The organism is Arthrobacter sp. YD4 (assembly GCF_030410515.1).
Classification (GTDB): Bacteria; Actinomycetota; Actinomycetes; order Actinomycetales; family Micrococcaceae; genus Arthrobacter.
On the sequence record NZ_JAUHHD010000003.1, the window covers coordinates 553,616 to 574,479 of the forward strand.

A 20,864-nucleotide genomic window follows, 5' to 3' on the forward strand; every position below is an offset into this window, starting at 1 on the left:
GGCCAGCCGTCACAGGTACTGGCCTGTGGTGGGCATCGTCTCGATTGTCTTGCCGGGTTCCTGGCCGGCCTTGCCTTGGACGATGGTGCGGATATACGTGATGCGTTCTCCCTTCTTGCCGGAGATCCGGGCCCAGTCATCCGGGTTGGTGGTGTTGGGCATGTCCTCGTGCTCGCGGAATTCGTCCACCACGGCGTGCAGGAGGTGGTCGATCCGCAGGCCCTTCTGGCCGGTGGTGAGCAGGTCCTTGATGGCGGACTTCTTGGCCCGGTCCACCACGTTCTGGACGACGGCGCCGGAGTTGAAGTCCTTGAAGTAGAGCATCTCGGTGTCGCCGTTGGCGTAGGTAACCTCGAGGTATTCGTTGGACTTTTCGGTGGAGTACATCGCCTCGACGGTGCGCTGGATCATGGCGTCCACGGTGGCTTGGACGTCGCCGTGGTGCTCGGCGATGTCGGACTCGTGGAACGGCAGGTCCGTGGTGATGTATTTGTTGAAGATGTCCGCGGCGGCCTCGGCGTCGGGCCGCTGGATCTTCACCTTGACGTCCAGCCGGCCGGGGCGCAGGATGGCCGGGTCGATCATGTCCTCGCGGTTCGATGCGCCGATCACGATCACGTTGTCCAGGCGCTCCACGCCGTCGATCTCGCTCAGCAGCTGCGGCACGATCGTGGTTTCGACGTCGGAGGAGATGCCGGTGCCGCGGGTGCGGAAGAGCGAATCCATCTCATCGAAGAAGACGACGACGGGGCTGCCGTCGGAGGCCTTCTCCCGGGCGCGGGCAAAGATGAGCCGGATGTGCCGTTCGGTCTCGCCGACGTACTTGTCCAGCAGCTCCGGGCCCTTGATGTTCAGGAAGTAGCTCTTCATGTCGCTCTTGCCGGCGCGTTCCGCGGCGCGTGCGGCCAGGGAGTTGGCCACGGCCTTGGCGATCAGGGTCTTGCCGCAGCCGGGAGGGCCATAGAGCAGGATGCCCTTGGGGGCCTTGAGCCCGTGCTCGCGGTACAGGTCCGGGTGCAGGAACGGCAGTTCGACGGCGTCGCGGATCTGCTCGATCTGCGGGCCCAGGCCGCCGATGTCCTGGTAGGTGATGTCCGGGACTTCCTCGAGGACCAGGTTCTCCACCTCGGACCGCGGAATCTTCTCCAGGGCGTAGCCGGTGCGGGTGTCGACCGAGAGCGCGTCGCCCACACGGAGTTTCCGGGTCAGCAGCGAGCCGGAGAGCCGGACGACGCGTTCCTCGTCGGCACGGCCCACCACCAGGGCGCGGTCTGAGCCGAGCAGTTCCTTAAGGGTGACCAGTTCGCCGGCGCGTTCGTAGCCGAGGCCGGCCACCACCAGCAGCGCCTCGTTGAGGAGCACCTCCTGGCCGACCGCCAGCTGGCTGATGTTGACCAGCGGGCTGATTCCCACGCGCATCTTGCGGCCGGCATTGAAGATGTCTACCGATTCCTCGGTGGTGGCCTGGCCGCCGCCGTTGGGAACGTGCCGTTTCGGGTTCAGCTGCAGGATGGTGCCAAAGCTGTAGGGCGGCTGGCCCTCCTGGTCGAGGGCGTTCTTCAGCCGAAGGATCTCGGCCTTGGCCGTCTCCAGCATCCCCACGAGCTTGGCGTTGTTCTGCGTGGCGGCCGCAAGCTGCCGGTCGATGTGGCGCAGCTTGTCGCGGAGGATGTTGATTTGCCGCTCGGCAACGGTGGCCTCGGCGGCGGTGCGTGCCGCGTCCCCGGTGTTCCCCTGCTGCCCTACGGCGGCGGGGAACTGCTCATCGGGCGTGCGGCCCTGGTCGGTGTTCGGAGTCTCCATCGTGCATCAGCCCCTTCAGTACAGCTATTAAGACCATAACGCGAAGAGGGCCGACGCCGGGGAAGACTTCCGAAATACGGACTAGTTCGTGACCTCGGGGCCGTCCACCACGTTGGTGCCGGCGATCGCGTCACGGGCCGCGCGCCGCAGCTTCTTATCCGACACGGCCCGCTCCCCCACGGCGCCGGGGGTCCAGGCGTTGACGTCTTCGGCGTCGAACTCGGTCTTGGACGGGCGGCGCTTGACGGAGATACCGGTGACGCCGTCGGCGAGGCGGCGGGTGACCAGCAGGAAGCCGGTGTGGGCCACCATGCGGTGGTCCGGGCGGACAGCCAGGCCCTCAAGGTGCCAGCCGCGGACCATGGATTCCCAGGCATCGGGTTCGGTGAAGCGGCCGTCGGCGCGGATGGCCTCGGCGGTGCGGGACAGCTGCGTCACGGTGGCGACGTAGTTGATCCAGACGCCCCCGGGCGCCAGGACTGTGGCGACGGCGTCGAGGCATTCCCAGGGCGCCAGCATGTCCAGCACCACGCGGTCCACGGAGCCGGGTTCCTCGGTCTTGACGACCTGTTCCTGGAAGTCGCCCAGGGTGATCTGCCAGGCCGGGTGCGGGCCGCCGAAGATGGTTTCGACGTTGCCGCGGGCGATGTCGGCGAACTCTTCGCGCCGTTCAAAGGAGTGCAGGTAGCCGTTGTCGCCCACCGCGCGGAGCAGTGAGATCGACAGCGCGCCGGAACCGACGCCGGCCTCGACGACGCGGGCGCCGGGGAAGATGTCCGCCATGGTGACGATCTGGGCGGCGTCCTTGGGGTAGACGACCGCCGCGCCGCGCGGCATGGAGAGGACGAAGTCCGAGAGCAGCGGCCGCAGGGTCTGGTACTGCTGGCCGACGTTGTTGACCACCACGGAGCCGTCCGGCTTGCCGATGATCTCGTCGTGGTTGAGGAAGCCGCGGTGGGTGTGGAACGCGCCGCCGGTCTCGAGGCTGATGGTGTTCATCCGGCCGCGTTCGTCGGTCAGCTGCACCCGCTCGCCCACCCGGAACGGACCTCGGCGGCGGTTTGCACCGGCCGGGGTCAGCGGGGGGACGTCCCCGTGAGGGGTGGCGTTGGCGGCGGTGTCGCTGCTCATGGGATGTTCCTCGCTCCTGTGACGCTGGGTGGCCGCAGATTCGGCGGCGGCCCGTGGGTTGGCCGGAGATTCACGGCCGGCAGGTAACTCTACCGGTTTCCGGCCCGCTTGGGGGTTTCGGGTGGTCCGGTGACAGTCAGCCGCGCTGTTTGCCGGTGAGGGTGTTGAGGACGGTCAGCTGGCGCAGTAGGCCGGTGACGCGCCCGGCGTCGTCGATCACCGCGTAGTCCGAGCCCTCCAGTTGCGCGAGGTACGTCAGGAGTTCCGCGCCCCGGTCCGTCCCCTTGACGTAGGCGCCGGCCGTGAGCGGGTACGCGACCGCCGTCGCCGGCGTCGTGTCGGCAAGATCGGCGGGAACCTGCGCGGCGGAAGCGGGGTCGACGACGGCGGAGGGACGGCCGTCGGGGCCGTAGAGGACGACGGCGGGGCTGCCGGCGGGCGAGAACCGCAGCACCTCGGCGACGCTGGTTGCGGCGGGTAGGCCGATGGCCGGTTCGGCCAGTGCGGCCGCTGCCACGAGCGGGAGCCGGCTACGGTACCGGGCCTGCTGGATCGAGGCGGTGGCGCCGAGCCAGAGGAAGCTCCCCACCAAGAGCGTGATCAACAGCAGGGAGGTGTCCGGCCGGTTGCCGCTGAGCAGGGGAAGCGCCACGAACCAGATGACCAGAGCCGCCACGATGATCCGGCCCGCCCAGCCGGCGGCGATGGTGCCCTTCTCGTGGCTGCCGGTGGCCTTCCACACGGCGGATTCCACCAGGCGGCCACCGTCGAGCGGAAGGCCGGGCAGCACGTTGAAAATGCCGATCAGGAGGTTGGCCCACACGAAGATGTTCGCCAGGGTGTCCGCGACGCCCGTCAGCTGGCCGCCGGAGACCACCAGCCAGCCGGCGCCGGCCAGGACCAGGTTCGCGACGGGGCCGGCCATGGCCACCAGCACGGACTTCCCGGGCGAGGCGGTGAACTCCTCGAACTGGGTGTGGCCGCCCCATAGGTTAAGGACGATCTTGCTGGTGGGCCAGCGGTACATCCGGGCGGTCAGGGCGTGGGCCAGTTCATGGACCAGCACCGAGATGAGCAGCAGCACGGCATAGGCGAACGCCACGAGGTAGGCGGTGGCGCCGAGCCGGGGGTTGTTGTGCGCCAGCACCGGGCCGTAGGCGATCACGGTAAACGCGGCGATCGCGAACCAGGAATAGGCCAGGATGACGGGGATGCCGGCGATCCGGCCGAGCGGAATGCCGCCGCGCAGGGAGAACGGCTTGTCCTCGGCCGGTTTGTCGGTGCGCTCCCTGCCTGCCGGGGGCCCGGACGGTTCAGTCATTGCGGCCACCGCCGCTGAAGGCCGGGGCGGGTGCCGGGGTGGTTGCGTGGCGCAGGGTTACGAGTTCCTGGAGGTCCGCGACGGTGCGGCCGGCCAGGGTGTCCCAGGTGGCGCGGCGGGGATCTTCCGGCAACGGAACGATGTGCGGGATGGCCACCGTGGTGACGCCGGAGGCGACCGCTGCGGCGACGCCCGGGGCGGAGTCTTCGAGGGCCACGCAGTGCTGCAGTCCCAGCTCCGGGTCGGCCTCCTGCAGCAGTTCCACGGCCTTGAGGTAGGCCTCCGGGTGGGGCTTGCCCTGGGTGACGGTGTCTCCGGTGACAAGGAACTCGAAGTAGGGCTTGGGCAGGCTGGCCACGATTTCACGCGCGAGCGGCGCCTCGGACATGGTCACGAGTGCGCAGCGGATGCCGGCGGTGTGCAGTTCGTCGAGCAGTTCGCGGGCTCCCGGGCGCCACGGCACCTCCTCGCGGACCTGGCTGACCACATGCCCGGTGAGAGTGTCGATGATCTCGCGGATTTCCAGCCGCACGCCCGCGTCCTGCAGGAGGCCGGCGGAGAACACCAGGGACTGGCCCACCAGCTGCATGGCTTGTTCGTGCGACCACTGGCCGCCGTGTTCCTCGACCAGCGCGTGCTCGGCGGCGATCCAGTACTGCTCGGTGTCTACGATGGTGCCGTCCATGTCCCAGAGAGCGGCTTTGAGCAGGGGCGTGGAGGCTGGCGATCGCATGTCTTCCAGTCTACGGTGCGCTGTCCGAGGGCCGATTCCGCGGCGGCGTACGGGCCCGCCCCCTCGCGCGGACCGCTACGCCGAGGGCGAAGACGACGGACTCAGGGGCCCGGCCTGACTGCATTCGTCCGGAACTTGGACGTAGGGTGAAGTCATGAATAGCTTCGAGTCGGACACCCCGGAAACGGACGCCCTGCCTGAGCCGGAACGGTTGCTGCAGCCCGTCCCGGAAGGCCAGCGGATCACGGTGATGCTGGCGGCGTTCGAGGGCTGGAACGACGCCGGCGAGGCCGCCAGCGACGCCCTGCGCTACCTGAACAAGCTCTGGGGCGGCAAAAAGGTCGGCACCATCGACGCGGACGAGTACTACGACTTCCAGTTCACCCGCCCGGTCATCCGCCGGACCGCTTCCGGCGACCGCAAGATCAAGTGGCCCTCCACCCGGATCTTCAAGGCCAGCGTGCCGGGCTCGAACGTGGACGTGATCTTCGTCCAGGGCACCGAGCCGTCCTATAAGTGGCGCGCCTACACCGCCGAACTCCTGGTCCACGCCGAGGCGCTGAACGTCGACTACGTCATCCTGGTGGGGGCGCTCCTGGCGGACGTGCCGCACAGCCGTCCCATCCCGGTCAGCGCCTCGACCGACGACGCCGCGCTGCGGGAGCGAATGGACCTGGAGGCCTCGCAGTACGAGGGCCCGGTGGGGATTGTCGGCGTCCTGTCCGAGGTGGCGCTGCTGGCCGGGTTGCCGACCATCTCCCTCTGGGCCGCCGTGCCGCACTATGTGGCGCAGGCGCCGTCGCCGAAGGCCCAGCTGGCGCTGCTGCACAGGATCGAGGAGCTGCTGCAGCTTCCGCTGGACACACAGGAGCTGGTGGAGGACGCTGACGCGTGGGAGCGCGGCGTGGACGAGTTGGCCACTGAAGATCCCGAGATCGCGGCCTACGTACGCCAGCTCGAGGAGGCCAAGGACACCGCCGACCTGCCCGAGGCCAGCGGCGAGTCGATCGCCCGGGAGTTCGAGCGGTACCTGAAGCGCCGCGGCAAGGACAAGCCGTAGGCCCTGCTTAAACTGCAAAGCGCCGGCGCCCCTGCCAGAGGGGCGCCGGCGCTTTGCGTTGGCGGTTGCCTAGAGCTCGAGGCCGAGCAGGGCGTTGACGGCGTCGGACACCAGAGCGGCGTCGGTGGCCGAGGCCGGGGTGTCTCCGGCGGCGAGGGCGGCACCGGCCCAGGCGTCGACGGCGGCCAGTGCCTCAGGGGCGTTGAGGTCGTCCGAGAGAGCGGCGCGCATCTGTTCGATCAGGGCCTTGGCGGACCCTGCGGGCGCGGACTGGAGCGCCTTGCGCCAGGAATCGAGGCGGCGCTTGGCTTCCCCGAAGCCTTCGGCCGTCCAGGACCAGTCGCTGCGGTAGTGGTGGGCCAGGATGGCCAGGCGGATGGCGGCCGGTTCCTCGCCGGCGGCGCGGAGCTTGGAGACGAGCACCAGGTTGCCCTTGGACTTGCTCATCTTCTCGCCGTCGAGCCCCACCATTCCGGCGTGTGCGAAGTGCTTCGCCAGCGGCGTCCCGGTCAGGGAGTAGGCGTGGCCGGCACCCATTTCGTGGTGTGGGAAGACCAGGTCCGAGCCGCCGCCCTGGACGGTGAAGGGTGCGGGCAGGTACTTCTGCGCGATGACGGTGCACTCGATGTGCCAGCCGGGGCGGCCCTCCCCCAGATCGCCGCCGGCCCAGCTGGGCTCACCGTCGCGGGCAACACGCCAGAGCAGCGGGTCCAGGGCCTGCCGCTTGCCGGCGCGGCCCGGGTCGCCACCACGCTCGGCGAAGAGCTCGAGCATCTCGGCGTCGGAGAGGTGCGACACGCAGCCAAGGGTCCAGGCATCGGCGTCCTCGGCCGAATGCTTGCCGGCGGCTTCGACGTCGTAGTAGACGTCGCCGTCGGGCTCGCCGTCGTTGCCGGGAACCCGGTACGCCAGGCCGCGCCCAAGCAGGGACTCGATGGCGGGGACAATCAGCGGGATGGCCTCAACCGCGCCGATGTAGTCATCCGGGGCGAGGACGTTGAGGGCTTCCATGTCCGTCTGGAAGAGCTCGATCTGGCTGGCGGCGAGGTCGCGCCAGTCGACGCCGGTCGCCGTCGCGCGCTCCAGCAGGGGGTCGTCGACGTCGGTGACGTTCTGGACGTAGGCGACCGTCTGTCCGCCGTCGCGCCAAGCCCGGTTGAGCAGGTCAAAGGCGACGTAGCTGGCAGCGTGCCCCATGTGGGTGGCGTCGTAGGGCGTGATGCCGCAGACGTACATGGACTGCTCCCCCGCCGCGTCGAGGGTCACGGGGCCGCCCTGGGCGGTGGGGCCGCCCTGGGCGGTGTCGAAGAGACGCACGGCGGGCATGGCGCCCGGCAGTTGGGGAACGGGGCGGGAGGTCCAGGATTTCACAGACCAAGCCTAGTGCTAGGCGCTGATGACATTGAAACCGAGCAGTAGGTACAGTGCCAGGCCCAGGAGGATGCGGTACCAGACGAAGAGCCGGTAGCTGCGGGTGGAAACGTACTTGAGGAACCAGCCGATGATGACGTAGCCCACCACGAACGCGATTACGGTGGCCAGGCCCGTTTCGGGGAGGCCGTAGGGGCCGCTGAGGCCTTCCTTGGTGAGCACCTTATAGAGCTGGTAGAGGCCGCTGCCGAAGACGGCGGGGATGGCCAGGAGGAAGGAGTATCGGGCGGCGGCCTCGCGGGTGTAGCCCATGAAGAGGCCCGCGGTGATGGTGCCGCCGGAGCGGGACACGCCCGGGATAAGCGCGAGGGCCTGGGCGAACCCGTAGAGGATGCCGTGCTTGTAGGTGAGCCGGCTGAGGTCGCGCTCCTGCCGGCCGGTGGCGTCGGCGACAGCGAGGATCATGCCGAAGACGATCAGCATGGTCGCGACGATCCAGAGGCTGCGCAGCACGGATTCGATCTGGTCCTGGAAGAGCAGGCCGAGGACGATGATGGGGAGGCTGCCGAGGATGACCAGCCAGCCCATCCGCGCGTCGGGGTCCTGGCGGGAGACCTTGCCGGTGAGCGAGCCGAACCACGCCTTCACGATCCGGACGATGTCGCGCCAGAAGTAGACGATCACGGCCGTCTCGGTGCCCAGCTGTGTGATGGCGGTAAAGGCGGCTCCGGGGTCCGAGGCGTCCGGGAGGAACTCCCCGACGATCCGAAGGTGGGCGCTTGAGGAAATCGGGAGGAACTCTGTCAGTCCCTGCACAAGGCCCAGAAAGGCCGCTTCTATCCAGTTCACGTTTATAGACCCTACCGGTACGGCCGGCCGAAGCACCGTAAGCTTGCAGGCATGCAGCAGCGTTATGTCGGCAACAGTGGGTTGCGTGTCTCGTCCCTGTCCCTTGGCACCATGTCCTGGGCCGGTGAGACCGATGAGCAGGATGCCGCTGCCCTGCTCCATACCTTTGTCGATGGCGGCGGCACCCTGATCGACACCGCGGCTTCCTACGCCGGCGGCCGGGCCGAGGCGATGCTCGGCAGCATGCTCAACGACGTCGTGGCGCGCAGCGAGGTGGTCATCTCCACCAAGGCGGGGCTGACGACGTCGGGCGCACGCCACAGCGTGGACACCTCACGCAACGCCCTCCTCTCCAGCCTCGACGCCTCCTTGGCCCGGCTGGGCACCGACTATGTGGACCTGTGGTTCGCGCAGGCCTGGGATCCGAACGTCCCGCTGGACGAGACCCTGGCTGCGCTGGAGTACGCGGTCCGCTCCGGCCGGGTGCGCTACGCCGGCGTCTCCAACTACTCCGGCTGGCAGACCGCGAAGGCCGCGGCGGTGGCCGGGTTCCCGCTGGTGGCCAGCCAGGCCGAGTATTCGCTGCTGCAGCGCAAGGCCGAGGCCGAGCTGATTCCCGCGGTTGAGGACGCCGGCCTGGGCCTGATGGCGTGGGCTCCCCTGGGACGCGGCGTGCTGACGGGCAAATACCGCGGCCACATCCCGGCCGACTCCCGCGCCGCCCAGTCGAAGCTGGCGGCGTACGTCGAGCCGTACCTGGAGGGAAGCTCCTCCAGCGTGGTCGAGGCGGTTGCCATGGCGGCGAAGGGCCTGGGCCGCAGCATCCTGGACGTCTCCCTGAGCTGGCTGTTGTCCCAGCACGGCGTGGCGACCGCGGTGGTGGGCGCGCGCACTCCGGTGCAGTTGAAGGAAATCCTCGATGCCACGCTCGCACCCCTGCCGCCGGAGATCGCAGTGGCACTCGAGGACGTCTCCAGCCCGGCGTAGGGCTTTTCGGGCCGTCGACGCCGGACGGTCTCCATTCCTGCGCTGCATCTAGGCGTCTCGAATACCGCGGTGCTCGCCTCGGAAGCAATTGCTCCCGGTATGCCATTCGAAAGGAAGCGCCCTGTAGATCATCGCGCCTCCTCGCCCGCCGCCTCCCGCCCGCTCGCGGCTCCGTCCACGCACCAGGACTGCCGTTTCAATCATTCGCATCTTCACAACGTGAAGTAGTGGTTTTGTCGGGGTTTTTGGTGGGGGTCGAGGTGGGGTGGCGGGATGTACCAGGGAGTCCCGGCGCGGGATTGGATGGTCCATTGTTCTTTGTGGATCAGGTGATGGTGGTGGGCACACAACAGGACACCGTTGTCTGTGCTGGTTGGGCCGCCGCGGGACCAGTAGTCGATGTGGTGGGCCTCGCACCAAGGTGCTGGGATGGTGCAGCCGCGGAAAGTGCAGCCTTTGTCGCGGGCGGTGATGGCTTTGCGGATGTGGGGCAGGAAGATTCTGCTCGTCCTCCCGATGTCCAGGACCCGGCCCTCGCTGCCGAGGAGGACGGGAATGATGTCCGCGTCGCACGCGATCTTGCGGATGGTGGCGGCGGTGACGGGTCCGGTGAAGGCCAGCGTCCCGGTCCCGGCCAGACCCAGGGTCCCGGAAGCCGTCATCCCTTCGCCGGCTGTTTGATCCCCGATGCCGGAGTCGGTGGTGAGGCGGGTGAGGAGGTCGCGGTAGTCGATAGTGACCATGACCTGAGGGCGGAATCCGCCCGCGGCGGGGAGCCCACCGGTGGCGAGGGCGGCCTTGCAGGCGCCGACCAGGCCGTCGAGCAGCAGTTGCGGACGGGTCCGGAGATCCAGCCGTTCCTCGGAGACTCCCGGTCCGGTGGCGAAGGCCTCCTCCGGCGAAACTATGCAGCCTTCAGCGGCGGCTTTGTCGGCAGCGGCCGGGGTGGTCCCGCTGGCATCCACTGCGCCGGGAACGGTCGCGGCTGTTCGTGGGTTGGTCGCGGTGTTCATCACCGTGAGGAGGTGTTCGAACTGGTCGGTGGTGGCGAAGATTTCCAGGTGCTGGAGTCCGTGCCGGGGACGGCGGATGAACGCACCCTGGAGTTGGCGGAGGAGTTCTTCGGTGGGTTCGGTGCCGTCCTGGTCGAGGCCGTCGATCCAGCGGCGGGCGACCCGGGTCAGGAAGTCCGGGTCATGAACCGCCGCGAGCGTGGTCAGGACTTCTTCCATCCGGGCCAAGGTGGCAGGGTCGGACAGAACCCGGACCCGGTCCAGTGCCTGGGTGATGATGGTCGCCGACCGGGACGGGACCTCCCCTCCCGCGAACGCCGCGGCCAGTTCCTCATGAACGGCCGGGATCGGCTGGCCGGACAACCCAACCCGGGGCAGAAGTTCCCCGGCAAGGCACAGTCGCCGGTGCGCCTCGGCGGTACTGATGCGTAGACGGTCTCGCAGGAAGTCCGTGGTCCGCCGATACCCGTCACCCACCGGCCCAGGCTTTGAGCGATCAGAAGCATCGGTTGAGTCTGCGGCGGCTTGAGTGCGCGTTCGGTCGACGGCTCCCGCAGCAACAACCTGCAAGAACTCCACCGCCCGGGCGAGCTCCTCCACATCCCCGGCGAAAGCCGCCGCCTCGGCGAAACCCAGCACCCCAGCGTCGTCGACCGCCGCCATGCAGACCTCCCGCAGCGAAGCGGCGATATCCCCCAACGCAATACCGCCGAACCCGCCAGCGACCGGCCGGTAAGCCGGAAGAAGCGAAAGCGCCGAGGGAGTTCCCATGCACTAACAATGCCAAGGGGGTCTGACATTATGGGCCGCTGACCGCGAAAGGGGGCGGAACCGGCGCAACCGGCTAAATGAGCTAAGGGGCTCCCCTAGTCCTGGAGGAGCTCGAGGTCTTCCTCGTCGTCGACGGCCTCACGCTCGTCGTCGTCATCTTCGTCATCGTCCTCGTCGAGGACCTCCAACGGTGTGACTTCGCCATACGCTTCGTACAGAGAGTCGTCGTAGACTTCAAAGGCATCGGCAACGGCAAAGAACGCCGCCTCCACCGCCGGATCACCGTCGCTACGCTTCGACGCTGCGGCGGCCAGATGCTCCTCCAAAGCGGAAGTGAGTGACTGAAGCGCGACACGCGGATCGATGCTCATGACTTCACGTTAGCCCGAAAAAGACGAATATGGAGAGCGATGAGGGAACATTTTCTGAACAGCTCGGTCCGTCGGGAACGGGACTATGCACGGCAGTACGAATACCTCGTACTGACGGTCAGCCCTGAGGATTCCCTGCCCGAGGCGCGCCGCCTGCTGGCCGCCCATTCCGAATACGGCAAGTGGGAATTGGAACGCAGTGTCCTCTACGTCGGCGGGAGCCGGCGCTTCTGGCTCCGCCGCAAGGTCATCCAGGTCCAGCGGACCGTCTAGACCCCAAAAACCGCTAAGCGGCCCCCAAGGAACCCGCTACCCCTCCGCCGGTCCCAGCCACGAGTTCGCCACCGTGTTGTGCGCCGACTCGTCGTCGGACGGGTGGAACATCCCGGCCAGCACGTCCCGGTAGAGCCGCTCCAGCTCCGAGCCGCGGAAGTAGCTGGACCCGCCCGAAACTCGGATCGCCAGGTCCACTACCGTGCGGGCGGTCTCCGTGGCGCGCACCTTGACGCCCACCAGCTTGGGGAACCACTGGCCGCCGTGGTCCGCTAGGGCGTCGACGTCGGCCGCCACCGCGGCGAGGTAGGGGTAGAGGGCATCCATGGCCATCGCCGCCTCCGCGACCTTCCAACGGATGTCCGGGTCCTGGGCGTAGCTGCGGCCGCCGTTCTTGTACGAGGTGCGCCGCTTGACCGCCTCCACGCCCAGCTGCAGCGCGCGCTCCCCCAGACCGGTGTACACGGCCGCGAGGAGCGTCTCAAAACAGGCGAAAATGGCGAAAATCAGCGGGTCCGCATTGGGTCCCACCGGCAGCTTCCGAAAAATCCGCTCCGGCGGCACCGCGGCGCCCTCGAGCAGCGTGGTGTTGGACTGGCTGGCGCGCATTCCCAGCGTGTCCCAGTCGGAGAGGATCCGGTAGCCGGGCGTATCCCGGTGGATGAAACCATGCACCAGTTCGCCCTCGCCGTCCCGGGCCGAGGCGTCCTTGCCGAAGATCCCCAGCCGGGTCCAGGCCGGCGAGAGGCTGGTAAAGATCTTACGCCCGGTGAAGGCATAGCCGCCGTCCGGCTGCGGCGCGGCCTCGGTGCGGGAGTCGAGGAGCACGGAGTCGTTGCCGGCCTCCGAGTTCCCGAACGCGAAGATCTCCCCCTGCGCCGCCTCCTTCAGGATGAAGTCCAGGGAGGAATCCCCGCGGGCGGCCAGGACGTGGGCGACGCCGGTCCACACCAGGTGCATGTTGATCGCCAGGGCGGTCGCCGGTGCCGCCGTCGCGAGCCGCCGCTGCAGTTGCGCCGCCCCCGACAACCCGAGTCCCAGCCCGCCGTCGGACGCCGGCACGAAGATCTTGAGGTACCCGGCGTCGGCAAGGTCCTGCAGGTCTTCGGTGAAGAAGGCGTTGTCGCGGTCGTAGCCGGCCGCCCGGGCGCGGATCCTTTCCAGCAGCGCGTCGGGGAGGATGTCTTCGGGTCTCATGGCGTGCAGTGGCCTTCTGTCGGGGGCGGCGGTGGCGTCTAGTAGTTGGTCAGCAGGGTGTTCAGCACCCGCGCGCCGAATTTCAGCGAATCGGCCGGCACTCTTTCGTCGACGCCGTGGAACATGCCGGTGAAGTCCAGCTCCTCCGGCAGCATCAGCGGTGCGAAGCCGTAGCCGGTGATCCCCAGCCGGCTTAGCGACTTGTTGTCCGTGCCGCCGGAGAGCGTGTACGGCAGCACCTTCGCGCCCGGGTCCTCGGAGTGCAGCGCATCGATCATGGAATCCACCAGGTTCCCGGCGAACGGGACCTCCAGGGAGACGTCGTTGTGGACGTAGCTGACGTCGACGCCGGTGCCGGCAAGTTCGCGGACGATCTCGAGGACCTGGTCCTGCTGGCCGGGCAGCGTGCGGCAGTCCACCAGGGCCTCCGCCGACTCGGGGATGACGTTGTGCTTGTAGCCGCCCTTGAGCAGGGTGGGGTTGGTGGTGTTCTGCAGCGTCGCGCCGACGAAACGGGCCACGGTGCCGAGTTCCTTGAGGATCTTGTCCGGATCGTCGGGATCGAATTCGACGCCGGTGAGCTCGGTGACGCCGTCGAGGAACTGGCGGGTGGTGGGCGTCAGCTCAATCGGCCAGCGGTATTCGCCGATCCGGGTGACGGCGGCGGCCAGCCGGGTAACGGCGTTGTCCGTGTTGATCTGCGAGCCGTGGCCCGCGCGTCCGTGGGCCAGGAGGCGCAGCCAGGAGATGCCCTTCTCGGCGGTCTGCAGCAGGTAGGTGCGCTGCCCGCCGATGGTGGCAGAGAAACCGCCCACCTCGGAGATCGCCTCGGTGGCGCCCTCGAAGAGTTCGGGGCGGTTGTCGACGGCGTAGCGGGCGCCGTACGCGCCGCCGGCCTCCTCGTCGGCGAAGAACGCGAAGATGATGTCGCGCTTGGGTTTGCGGCCGGTGCGGGCAAAGTCTCGAAGGACCGAGAGGATCATGGCGTCCATGTCCTTCATGTCCACGGCGCCGCGGCCCCAGATCAGGCCATCCTTGAGCTCGGCACCGAACGGGTCCACGGACCACTGCTCGCGCAGGGCGGGCACGACGTCGAGGTGGCCGTGCACCACCAGGGCGGACGCGGAGGGATCCTCGCCGGCCATGCGGGTGACGACATTGGCGCGGCCCGGGGCGGACTCGAAGATCTCGGCTTCCAGCCCTACCTCGGAGATGAGGCCGGCGGTGTATTCGGCCGCGGCCCGCTCCCCCGGACCGGATCCGTCACCGTAGTTCGAGGTGTCGATCCGGATCAGCTCCTGGCAGATCCGGACGACTTCATCTTCGGGCCGAATGTTCGTCATCTCGCTCCTCGTGGCAGTGGCTCAGTGCTCCGTTCAGCCTACCCACAAGCCCCGATTATTTGTTTTCCGAATCCCCGTGCTAGAGTCTTTCTCGCTGCTTCCGAGAAAAGCAAAACGCCGAGAGGCGGAAATCTTCCCGGAAATACCACCTGCGCGGGTGGCGGAATGGCAGACGCGCTAGCTTGAGGTGCTAGTCCTCGAAAGGGGGTGGGGGTTCAAGTCCCCCTCCGCGCACAAAGGGAAATGCCCCGGAATTCACTGCGAATTCCGGGGCATTTCTTTGTTTAACACGGCGGCAAACATGAGAGCCCGGTGCAACGACAGTGTCAGGGCATGGAAAAGGCCGCGCACCCTCGCGTGCGCGGCCTTCGGGCCGATGGGCCACGGTCCACAGGCGCCCAGAACCCCCTAGACCCCCAGCAGCCCCGCTGCGTCCTGCCCTGACAGCGCTGCCAGCACGCGGGGCCGCAGGCCGGGCCACTCCTCGGTCAGCAGCGACAGGATGACGAAGTCGCGCCACAGCCCCTCAAGGTTGCGGGAGGACCGGCGTCGGGTGCCCTCGGCCGTGAAACCGAAGCGCACCAGGGAGGAGAGGGACCGCTGGTTGCGGGCGTCGACGTCGCACTCGATCCGCCCGGCACCGCAGGAGAACAGCCAGTCCAGCAGCGTGATCTTGACCTCGTGGTTAACCTTGGCGCCCCACAGCTGCGGGTCCAGCACGGTCCGGCCAATCTTGACGCACTCGGTATTGCCGTCGTAGGAGGTGATGCCCGTGGTGCCGACGAACCGGGACTGGCCTTCCGGCAGCTTCTGATACACCGAGAAGATCTGCAGTCCGGAGAACCGGCGCTCCACGAAGGCCGTCAGTTCGGCATCCCCCAGTGGCCGTGCTTCGCTGTCGCTGAAGCCCTGTGACCAGATCACCTCCTGGCCGAGGAGCCGGGCCAGGGGCTCGATGTCCAGTGCGGTAAACGGTGCAAGGACGAACCTGCCCGTGACTGTTTCCAGGCTCGGCAGAGTGTCGGGGATGAGCAGCGCCATTGCGGCCTTTCTCGTGCGCGGTGAAGCGACGGGGAGGGTGGTGTCGAAGGCCGTTTTTATGTGCAGAATTGCGGCGGCAAGAGAAATTATCACCCCGGCGGCACCGTGCGCAACGACACGCTGGCGGACCCTCCGGCGGGCGGTTCAGATGGCCCCGTGAGCCTCGCCCCGCAGCTCGTGCAGGCCCGCTGCGCTGCTGGCCAGGCTAAGGCCCGGAGTGGCGGCGATCAACGGCAGCAGGAGCCGGTTTTCCTTGTCCAGGTGCAACGAGAAGACGCGCTGCAGGGCACCGGCGACGACGGCGGCCGCCACGCCGTGGACGGCCCTCAACTCCTCCAGCAGGCCGACGATCACCCGATGCTCCGCGAGCAACCCGTCGACCAGCAGCGTGCCCTCCGGCAGCGCAGCCGCCCCCGCGTACAGTGCATCCTCCTCTGCGAGCGCGTGCGGGAGGAGCTCGTCCTCACACCATTCGACCAGGACGGCATGTGCCTCGTGCTCCCCTACCGTGTCCCCGGAAGCCACCGCATGGATGAGAGCCTCCGTAAGCTTCTCCAGGCGCCGGTGCATCCCGGCGTGGTGGGCGGTGACGGCAGCGAGGGCCGCGTCGTCGTCGGTGGTCATGGCATCTCCCTCTCCGGTAGGAGGATCCGGGACGGTGCGCCCACTGTAGGTCCGGCGCCCGCGCGCAGGACAGGACCGTTGGGCCCGTGTTTGGGTTGTTCCCGGCCGGCCGCGCTAGCGTTACTGCCTATGGTTGACCTCGAACACTTCCGGCGCCTCCTGACCGAGGAGCGGGACCGCAAACTGGCTTTACTCCCGGCACTGCGCCGGGACATCAGCTCCGTCAACGCGGCCCGGCAGGACGCCAACGTCGACGACGAGCACGACCCCGAGGGTTCGACCATCGCCTTCGAGCTCTCCCAGGCCTCGGCTCTCATGGCACAGAGCCGCGACAGCCTCGCACAGATCGAGGCCGCGCTGCTGCGGATGGACGAGGGCCGCTACGGCATCTGCGAAGTCTGCGGCGGCCCCATCGCCGAGGGCCGGCTCGAGGCCCGGCCGTGGACTCCGTACTGCATCACCCATTCCTCCGGAAAGGCCTAGCCCCTTCATGCATCCGACAGCCGCCGCTGCCGCCCCCTTACTGAACCTCACGGCAGCCGATGCCGCCGGGACCTGGTGGGACCGCATCATCGCCGGGTTCGGCCATGCTCCCTCCCCCGTCGTGACCGCCACCGAACTGTGGCTGGTGATCGGCGTCGCCGTCGCCGTCTCCATCCCCCGGGCCAGCTGGCGTTACTTCGGCCTGCTGGCGACCGTCACCCACGAACTCGGCCACGCGTTCGCCGCGCTGATGACCGGGCAGCGGCTCGGCGGCATCCGGTTGAGCCTGGATCACTCCGGCACCACCACCAGCTACAGCCGCCGGCCGCTCGCCGCCGTGTGGTCCACGTTCTGGGGCTACCCGGTCCCCGCTGTGGTGGGCGCCGCCATGGTGTGCTGCGGGTTCACCGGCTGGGGTCCGGCCGCGATGTCGGTGGGGACCCTGATCCTGATCGCTTCCTTCCTCTTCCTCCGCAACGGGATCGGCATCCTGATCACCGCGGTGGCCGTCCTGGCCGCGGTGTTGCTGGTGCTCTTCGTTCCCCCGTCCTTCATTGGCCACGTGATGATCGGGCTGGGGCTGGCCCTGCTGGTCGCCTCAGTCCGGGACCTCGGCAAGCTTGCCGCTGTCCACACCCGGCACCGCAGCCGGCTGTCGACGTCGGACGCGTACCTGCTGGCGCGGGCCACGCGCATCCCGGCGCCTGTGTGGCTGGTGCTTTTCGCGGTGGTCGTTGCGGCGGCGTGGTGGGCCGCCTGGCAGCCCATGGGTCCGGTGCTGGCGGCGCTGCCCGGCTAGGCTGCCGGAACGCGGTGCTCCCGGGCTTAGGCTGGGGGCATGAGCGAAGACACGACGACGAACCAGGCCTTCAGCACGAAGGGCGCCTATGTCACCGGAGGGGCAGAGTTCACCCGGGACACCAATTACATCGAGGACCGGATTACCCGTGACGGTGCCCCCGGCGCCAACGGCGAACCGGGCTGGCCGGTGGAGGCGGGCCGCTACCGGCTGATCGCCGCCCGGGCCTGCCCTTGGGCGAACCGCACGGTCATCGTCCGCCGCCTCCTGGGGCTCGAGGACGTCATCTCCCTGGGCCAGCCCGGACCCACCCACGACTCCCGCTCCTGGACCTTCGACCTGGACCCGGACGGCAAGGACCCGGTGCTCGGCATCGAACGGATCCAGGACGCCTACTTCCGCCGCTTCCCGGACTACCCGCGCGGCATCACCGTCCCCGCGATCGTGGACATTCCGAGCGGCGGGGTGGTCACGAACAACTTCCCGCAGATCACCCTGGACTTCTCCACCGAGTGGACCGAGTTCCACCGCGACGGCGCTCCGGACCTCTACCCGGAAGCCCTCCGGGAGGAGATCGACGCAGTAAACAAGCGCGTCTTCACCGAGGTCAACAACGGCGTCTACCGCTGCGGGTTCGCCGGCTCCCAGGAGGCCTACGACGCCGCCTACGACCGGCTCTGGACCGCCCTGGACTGGCTCGAGGAGCGCCTTACGGGCCAGCGCTACCTGGTGGGAGACACCATCACCGAGGCGGATGTCCGGCTCTTCACCACGCTGGCCCGCTTCGACGCCGTCTACCACGGCCACTTCAAGTGCAACCGGCAGAAGCTGAGCGAGATGCCGGCCCTGTGGGGCTACGCCCGCGACCTTTTCCAGACCCCCGGGTTCGGCGACACCACGGACTTCGTCCAGATCAAGCAGCACTACTACATCGTTCATGAGGACATCAACCCCACCGGAATCGTGCCGAAGGGACCGGACACCTCCGTCTGGCTGACCCCGCACGGCCGGGAGGCCCTGGGCGGCCGCCCGTTCGGCAACGGCACGCCACCGGGACCCGTCAAGGCCGGCGAAGAGGTCGCCCCGGGCCACGGCGCGGCCTGACCGTGGCGGAACAACACCCCGGCTTCCCTTCACCGACCGCGCCCCGATCCGGTAACCCGTCAGCTAACGCCTCGACATCCGGCTTTTCCGCTTCCACTGGCCACGCCGCGCCGGAGTTCGCGGCCGTCCGGGAGCTCTTCGACACGTTCCTGGCCGAAGACCCCGCCTACAGCGCCCAGCTGGCCGTCTACCGGCACGGCACCAGGGTCCTCGGGCTAAGCGGCGGGCCGGGACTGGCCGCGGACAGCATCACCGGCACCTACTCGTGCTCCAAGGGCGCGGGCGCACTGGTCATCGCCCTGCTGGTCCAGGACGGTGTCCTGGACCTGGACGCACCGATGGTCAGCTACTGGCCGGACTTCGGGGCGCACGGCAAAGACACGCTCACCGTCCGCCAGGCCCTCTCGCACCAGGCCGGGGTCCCGGGAATCCGCGGCGGCCTGACGCTCGCCGATTTCCCGACGGCGGAAGGCGGGCGCCGCCTCGCCGCCGAGGTGCCGCTCTGGCGGCCCGGGACGGCCTTCGGCTACCACGCCCTCACCATCGGGATCCTGATGGAGGAACTCTGCCGCCGCGTGACGGGGACCAGCCTGCAGGAACTCTTCGACGAACGGATCCGGCGGCCCCACGGCGTGGACTTCTTCCTGGGCCTTCCCGAGGACCAGGAAACCCGCTACGTGGACGTCCCCTATGACGAAGAGCCGCCGGCGGACCCGTTCAGCCTGGAAGGGATCACCAGCAACGCGCCGGTGAGCACCATCATGGAGCTTCCCAACCACCGCACCATCCGCGCCGGCGGCATGAGCAGCGCCGGTGGCGTGGGCTCCGCGGACGGGCTGGCCCGCCTCTACGCCGCGGCGCTCACCGGCGTCGACGGCGGCCCGGCCTTCCTCACCCCCGCCACGGTCGGCATCATGGCAGAGGAACAGGTGTGGGGACTGGACCGCTGCTCGGCGCAAAGCAACGCGTTCGCCGTCGTCTTCATGAAACCGCAGCCGGACCGCGACTTCGGCAGCGCCCTCGCGTTCGGGCACGAGGGCGCCAACGCAGCCCTCGGCTACGCGGACCCGGCTTACGGGATCGGCTTCGGCTATGTCCCGCACCGCGCCGAGGAGGGCCGCACCAACGGCAGGGCACAGCGGTTGTCCGCGGCGATCCGGAAGGCCTGCGCCTCCGCCGACGTGTAAGGCCGCCGACCTGGAATCCCAGGGTGGAGCCCGCCCCGGCGCCGGCGGTACCGGCCGCGACGACGATTAGTCCAGTTGTCGCAGGCCGCCCCGGACCCTAGGGTGGGCCGGATGGCTAGTGACGAGAATACCGACGGCGCGAGCCACCCCTCCCGGTTCGATAAGGCGCTTCGCGCGGTGCGGGCCAGCGTGTCCGCGGCCCTGCTCTGGCCGCGGCTGCAGCTGGCCATCAAGGCGGCGTTGGCCGCGGGTATCGCCTTCGCCATCGCACCGTTCATGCCCGGCTCCGCCGCGGACTACCCGTACTACGCCCCGCTGGGCGCCCTCGTGGCCATGTATGAGAACGTGTCGGGTTCGATGCGCCAGGGGGTGCAGACCCTCGTGGGCCTGGCGATCGGCATTGGCCTGGCCTTCATGCTTTTCAGCCTCGGCCAGCCGTCCCCGTTCACCGTTGCCCTGGTGATGGGCCTTGGCGTGGTCCTGGCCGGCCTGCCCAAGATCGGTTCCGGCAGCGACTGGATTCCGACGGCGGCGCTGCTCGTGCTGCTGGTGGGCGGCCACAACCCGGACAGCTTCTCCTTCGGCTACCTGGTCCAAATGGGCGTCGGCGTGACCGTGGGGATCGTGGTGAACCTGCTGGTCTTCCCGCCCCTGCACTTCAAGGCCGCCGCCCTGAGCCTCGCCGAACTGCGGCTGGCCCTGGCCCGGCAGCTGTGGGACATGGCGACGGCGCTGGAGGAGAACTGGCCGCCCGAACACGAGGATTGGGCCCGCCGCTCCGATGCGCTCGCCGCCCACACCCGCTCGGTCCGCGCCGCGGTGCAGAAGGCGGACGCGAGCCGGCGCGCCAATCCGCGGCGCCGGCTGCACCCCCGCGACGTGGACGCGGACTACCGCGACCTGCGTGACCTCGAACGGCTGACGTTCCACATCCAGGACGTCACCCAGGTCCTCTCCGACGTCATCTGGGCCAGCGACCACCCGTTCGTGATCCCGTCCGGCCAGGAAGCGCCGCTCGCCGCCGCCATGGCCCGCGTGGGCGACGTCCTCCGGTCCACGGAAGAAGAGGACTCCGAACGGCAGGCCGAGCGCATCGCTGAGGCCGACGCCGCCGTCGACACGCTGACGCAACAGGTCTCCAACGGCGACCACACCCCCGGGGCCCCGAACGCCGTCGAGTCCGTCCTGCTCAGCCTGCACCGCATGCTGCGGGTAGTGAAGTCCTCCGCCCGGGACTAAGAGCCCGGGAGTCCTTAACGAACGACGGCGGCCGCCCCCACGGCGGCTTCTAGCGGTCGTTGCAACACCCGTTATTGGGAGTTGCAACGACCGTGTCGCGTTTAAGTGGTGAATCGAAGTGCCATCGGAGGTACTCGGATCAGGAGAAAGCAGCATTTTTTGTT

Annotated in this window: 20 protein-coding genes and 1 tRNA gene; 9 read left to right on the forward strand and 12 right to left on the reverse strand. The window is 68.6% G+C overall.

Annotated features, from left to right (window positions below):
• Nucleotides 1-9 precede the first annotated feature (9 nt).
• From arc to QWJ39_RS11105, 4 genes are all read right to left on the reverse strand, one after another.
• Entirely contained in the window at nucleotides 10-1,803 is a 1,794-nt protein-coding gene (gene arc, locus QWJ39_RS11090) for a proteasome ATPase (RefSeq protein WP_290257844.1), read from the reverse strand.
• Nucleotides 1,804-1,884: 81 nt separating this feature from the next.
• Nucleotides 1,885-2,934, reverse strand: a complete 1,050-nt coding sequence (locus QWJ39_RS11095) for a tRNA (adenine-N1)-methyltransferase (RefSeq protein ID WP_290257845.1) — start codon at nucleotides 2,932-2,934, stop codon at nucleotides 1,885-1,887.
• 136 nt (nucleotides 2,935-3,070) lie between these two features.
• A complete protein-coding gene (locus tag QWJ39_RS11100) occupies nucleotides 3,071-4,255 on the reverse strand; it encodes a site-2 protease family protein (RefSeq protein WP_290257846.1) in 1,185 nt (394 codons plus the stop codon).
• Nucleotides 4,248-4,988, reverse strand: a complete 741-nt coding sequence (locus QWJ39_RS11105; protein ID WP_290257847.1) for an HAD family phosphatase — start codon at nucleotides 4,986-4,988, stop codon at nucleotides 4,248-4,250. The genes QWJ39_RS11100 and QWJ39_RS11105 overlap by 8 nt, the downstream gene beginning before the upstream one ends.
• A gap of 154 nt (nucleotides 4,989-5,142) precedes the next feature.
• Here QWJ39_RS11105 and QWJ39_RS11110 point away from each other — a divergent pair, with 154 nt between their 5' ends.
• Complete coding sequence (locus tag QWJ39_RS11110; protein WP_290257848.1) at nucleotides 5,143-6,048, forward strand: PAC2 family protein; 906 nt, start codon at nucleotides 5,143-5,145, stop codon at nucleotides 6,046-6,048.
• Nucleotides 6,049-6,117: 69 nt separating this feature from the next.
• Here the strand turns inward: QWJ39_RS11110 and mshC are convergent, their stop codons facing one another.
• Both mshC and QWJ39_RS11120 read right to left on the reverse strand, forming a co-directional pair.
• Nucleotides 6,118-7,419 (reverse strand): cysteine--1-D-myo-inosityl 2-amino-2-deoxy-alpha-D-glucopyranoside ligase, encoded by a 1,302-nt coding sequence (gene mshC / locus QWJ39_RS11115; RefSeq protein WP_290257849.1) that lies wholly within the window; start codon nucleotides 7,417-7,419, stop codon nucleotides 6,118-6,120.
• Nucleotides 7,420-7,434: 15 nt separating this feature from the next.
• Complete coding sequence (locus QWJ39_RS11120; protein ID WP_290257850.1) at nucleotides 7,435-8,268, reverse strand: undecaprenyl-diphosphate phosphatase; 834 nt, start codon at nucleotides 8,266-8,268, stop codon at nucleotides 7,435-7,437.
• A 51-nt stretch (nucleotides 8,269-8,319) separates the two neighbouring features.
• Here QWJ39_RS11120 and QWJ39_RS11125 point away from each other — a divergent pair, with 51 nt between their 5' ends.
• Nucleotides 8,320-9,255 carry an aldo/keto reductase gene (locus QWJ39_RS11125; RefSeq protein WP_290257851.1) on the forward strand — a complete coding sequence of 312 codons (936 nt, stop codon included), beginning with the start codon at nucleotides 8,320-8,322 and terminating at the stop codon, nucleotides 9,253-9,255.
• A 212-nt stretch (nucleotides 9,256-9,467) separates the two neighbouring features.
• On the opposite strand, the gene QWJ39_RS11130 is transcribed toward QWJ39_RS11125, so the two are convergent.
• Both QWJ39_RS11130 and QWJ39_RS11135 read right to left on the reverse strand, forming a co-directional pair.
• Nucleotides 9,468-11,039 (reverse strand): DUF222 domain-containing protein, encoded by a 1,572-nt coding sequence (locus tag QWJ39_RS11130; protein WP_356903273.1) that lies wholly within the window; start codon nucleotides 11,037-11,039, stop codon nucleotides 9,468-9,470.
• Between the two features lie 95 nt (nucleotides 11,040-11,134).
• Nucleotides 11,135-11,410, reverse strand: coding sequence for a hypothetical protein (locus QWJ39_RS11135; RefSeq protein ID WP_290257853.1), 276 nt, complete (start codon nucleotides 11,408-11,410; stop codon nucleotides 11,135-11,137).
• Nucleotides 11,411-11,449: 39 nt separating this feature from the next.
• Here QWJ39_RS11135 and QWJ39_RS11140 point away from each other — a divergent pair, with 39 nt between their 5' ends.
• Nucleotides 11,450-11,683 carry a DUF5703 family protein gene (locus QWJ39_RS11140; RefSeq protein WP_290257854.1) on the forward strand — a complete coding sequence of 78 codons (234 nt, stop codon included), beginning with the start codon at nucleotides 11,450-11,452 and terminating at the stop codon, nucleotides 11,681-11,683.
• A 36-nt stretch (nucleotides 11,684-11,719) separates the two neighbouring features.
• Here QWJ39_RS11140 and QWJ39_RS11145 read toward each other — a convergent pair whose 3' ends face one another.
• Nucleotides 11,720-12,880 carry an acyl-CoA dehydrogenase family protein gene (locus QWJ39_RS11145; RefSeq protein ID WP_290257855.1) on the reverse strand — a complete coding sequence of 387 codons (1,161 nt, stop codon included), beginning with the start codon at nucleotides 12,878-12,880 and terminating at the stop codon, nucleotides 11,720-11,722.
• A gap of 38 nt (nucleotides 12,881-12,918) precedes the next feature.
• Nucleotides 12,919-14,223 carry a M20/M25/M40 family metallo-hydrolase gene (locus QWJ39_RS11150; protein WP_290257856.1) on the reverse strand — a complete coding sequence of 435 codons (1,305 nt, stop codon included), beginning with the start codon at nucleotides 14,221-14,223 and terminating at the stop codon, nucleotides 12,919-12,921.
• A gap of 151 nt (nucleotides 14,224-14,374) precedes the next feature.
• On the opposite strand from QWJ39_RS11150, the gene QWJ39_RS11155 reads away from it, so the two are divergent.
• A tRNA-Leu gene (locus QWJ39_RS11155) sits at nucleotides 14,375-14,457 on the forward strand.
• A 174-nt stretch (nucleotides 14,458-14,631) separates the two neighbouring features.
• Here QWJ39_RS11155 and QWJ39_RS11160 read toward each other — a convergent pair.
• Together QWJ39_RS11160 and QWJ39_RS11165 are read right to left on the reverse strand one after the other, a co-directional pair.
• The gene (locus QWJ39_RS11160) at nucleotides 14,632-15,264 is read right to left on the reverse strand and encodes a GNAT family protein (RefSeq protein WP_290257857.1); all 633 of its coding nucleotides are present in this window, start codon (nucleotides 15,262-15,264) and stop codon (nucleotides 14,632-14,634) included.
• Between the two features lie 144 nt (nucleotides 15,265-15,408).
• Nucleotides 15,409-15,888: a hemerythrin domain-containing protein gene (locus tag QWJ39_RS11165; protein WP_290257858.1), complete on the reverse strand. Its 480-nt coding sequence runs from the start codon at nucleotides 15,886-15,888 to the stop codon at nucleotides 15,409-15,411.
• Between the two features lie 129 nt (nucleotides 15,889-16,017).
• Here QWJ39_RS11165 and QWJ39_RS11170 point away from each other — a divergent pair, with 129 nt between their 5' ends.
• The 5 genes from QWJ39_RS11170 to QWJ39_RS11190 all read left to right on the forward strand — a co-directional run bounded on the left by QWJ39_RS11170 (nucleotide 16,018) and on the right by QWJ39_RS11190 (nucleotide 20,700).
• On the forward strand, nucleotides 16,018-16,371 hold the full coding sequence (locus QWJ39_RS11170; protein ID WP_290257859.1) for a TraR/DksA C4-type zinc finger protein: 354 nt from the start codon (nucleotides 16,018-16,020) through the stop codon (nucleotides 16,369-16,371).
• A gap of 7 nt (nucleotides 16,372-16,378) precedes the next feature.
• A complete protein-coding gene (locus tag QWJ39_RS11175; protein WP_290257860.1) occupies nucleotides 16,379-17,170 on the forward strand; it encodes a M50 family metallopeptidase in 792 nt (263 codons plus the stop codon).
• Nucleotides 17,171-17,209: 39 nt separating this feature from the next.
• Nucleotides 17,210-18,274: a glutathione S-transferase family protein gene (locus QWJ39_RS11180; protein WP_290257861.1), complete on the forward strand. Its 1,065-nt coding sequence runs from the start codon at nucleotides 17,210-17,212 to the stop codon at nucleotides 18,272-18,274.
• 2 nt (nucleotides 18,275-18,276) lie between these two features.
• Complete coding sequence (locus QWJ39_RS11185) at nucleotides 18,277-19,461, forward strand: serine hydrolase domain-containing protein (RefSeq protein WP_290257862.1); 1,185 nt, start codon at nucleotides 18,277-18,279, stop codon at nucleotides 19,459-19,461.
• A 111-nt stretch (nucleotides 19,462-19,572) separates the two neighbouring features.
• On the forward strand, nucleotides 19,573-20,700 hold the full coding sequence (locus QWJ39_RS11190; protein ID WP_290257863.1) for an aromatic acid exporter family protein: 1,128 nt from the start codon (nucleotides 19,573-19,575) through the stop codon (nucleotides 20,698-20,700).
• Nucleotides 20,701-20,864 lie beyond the last annotated feature (164 nt).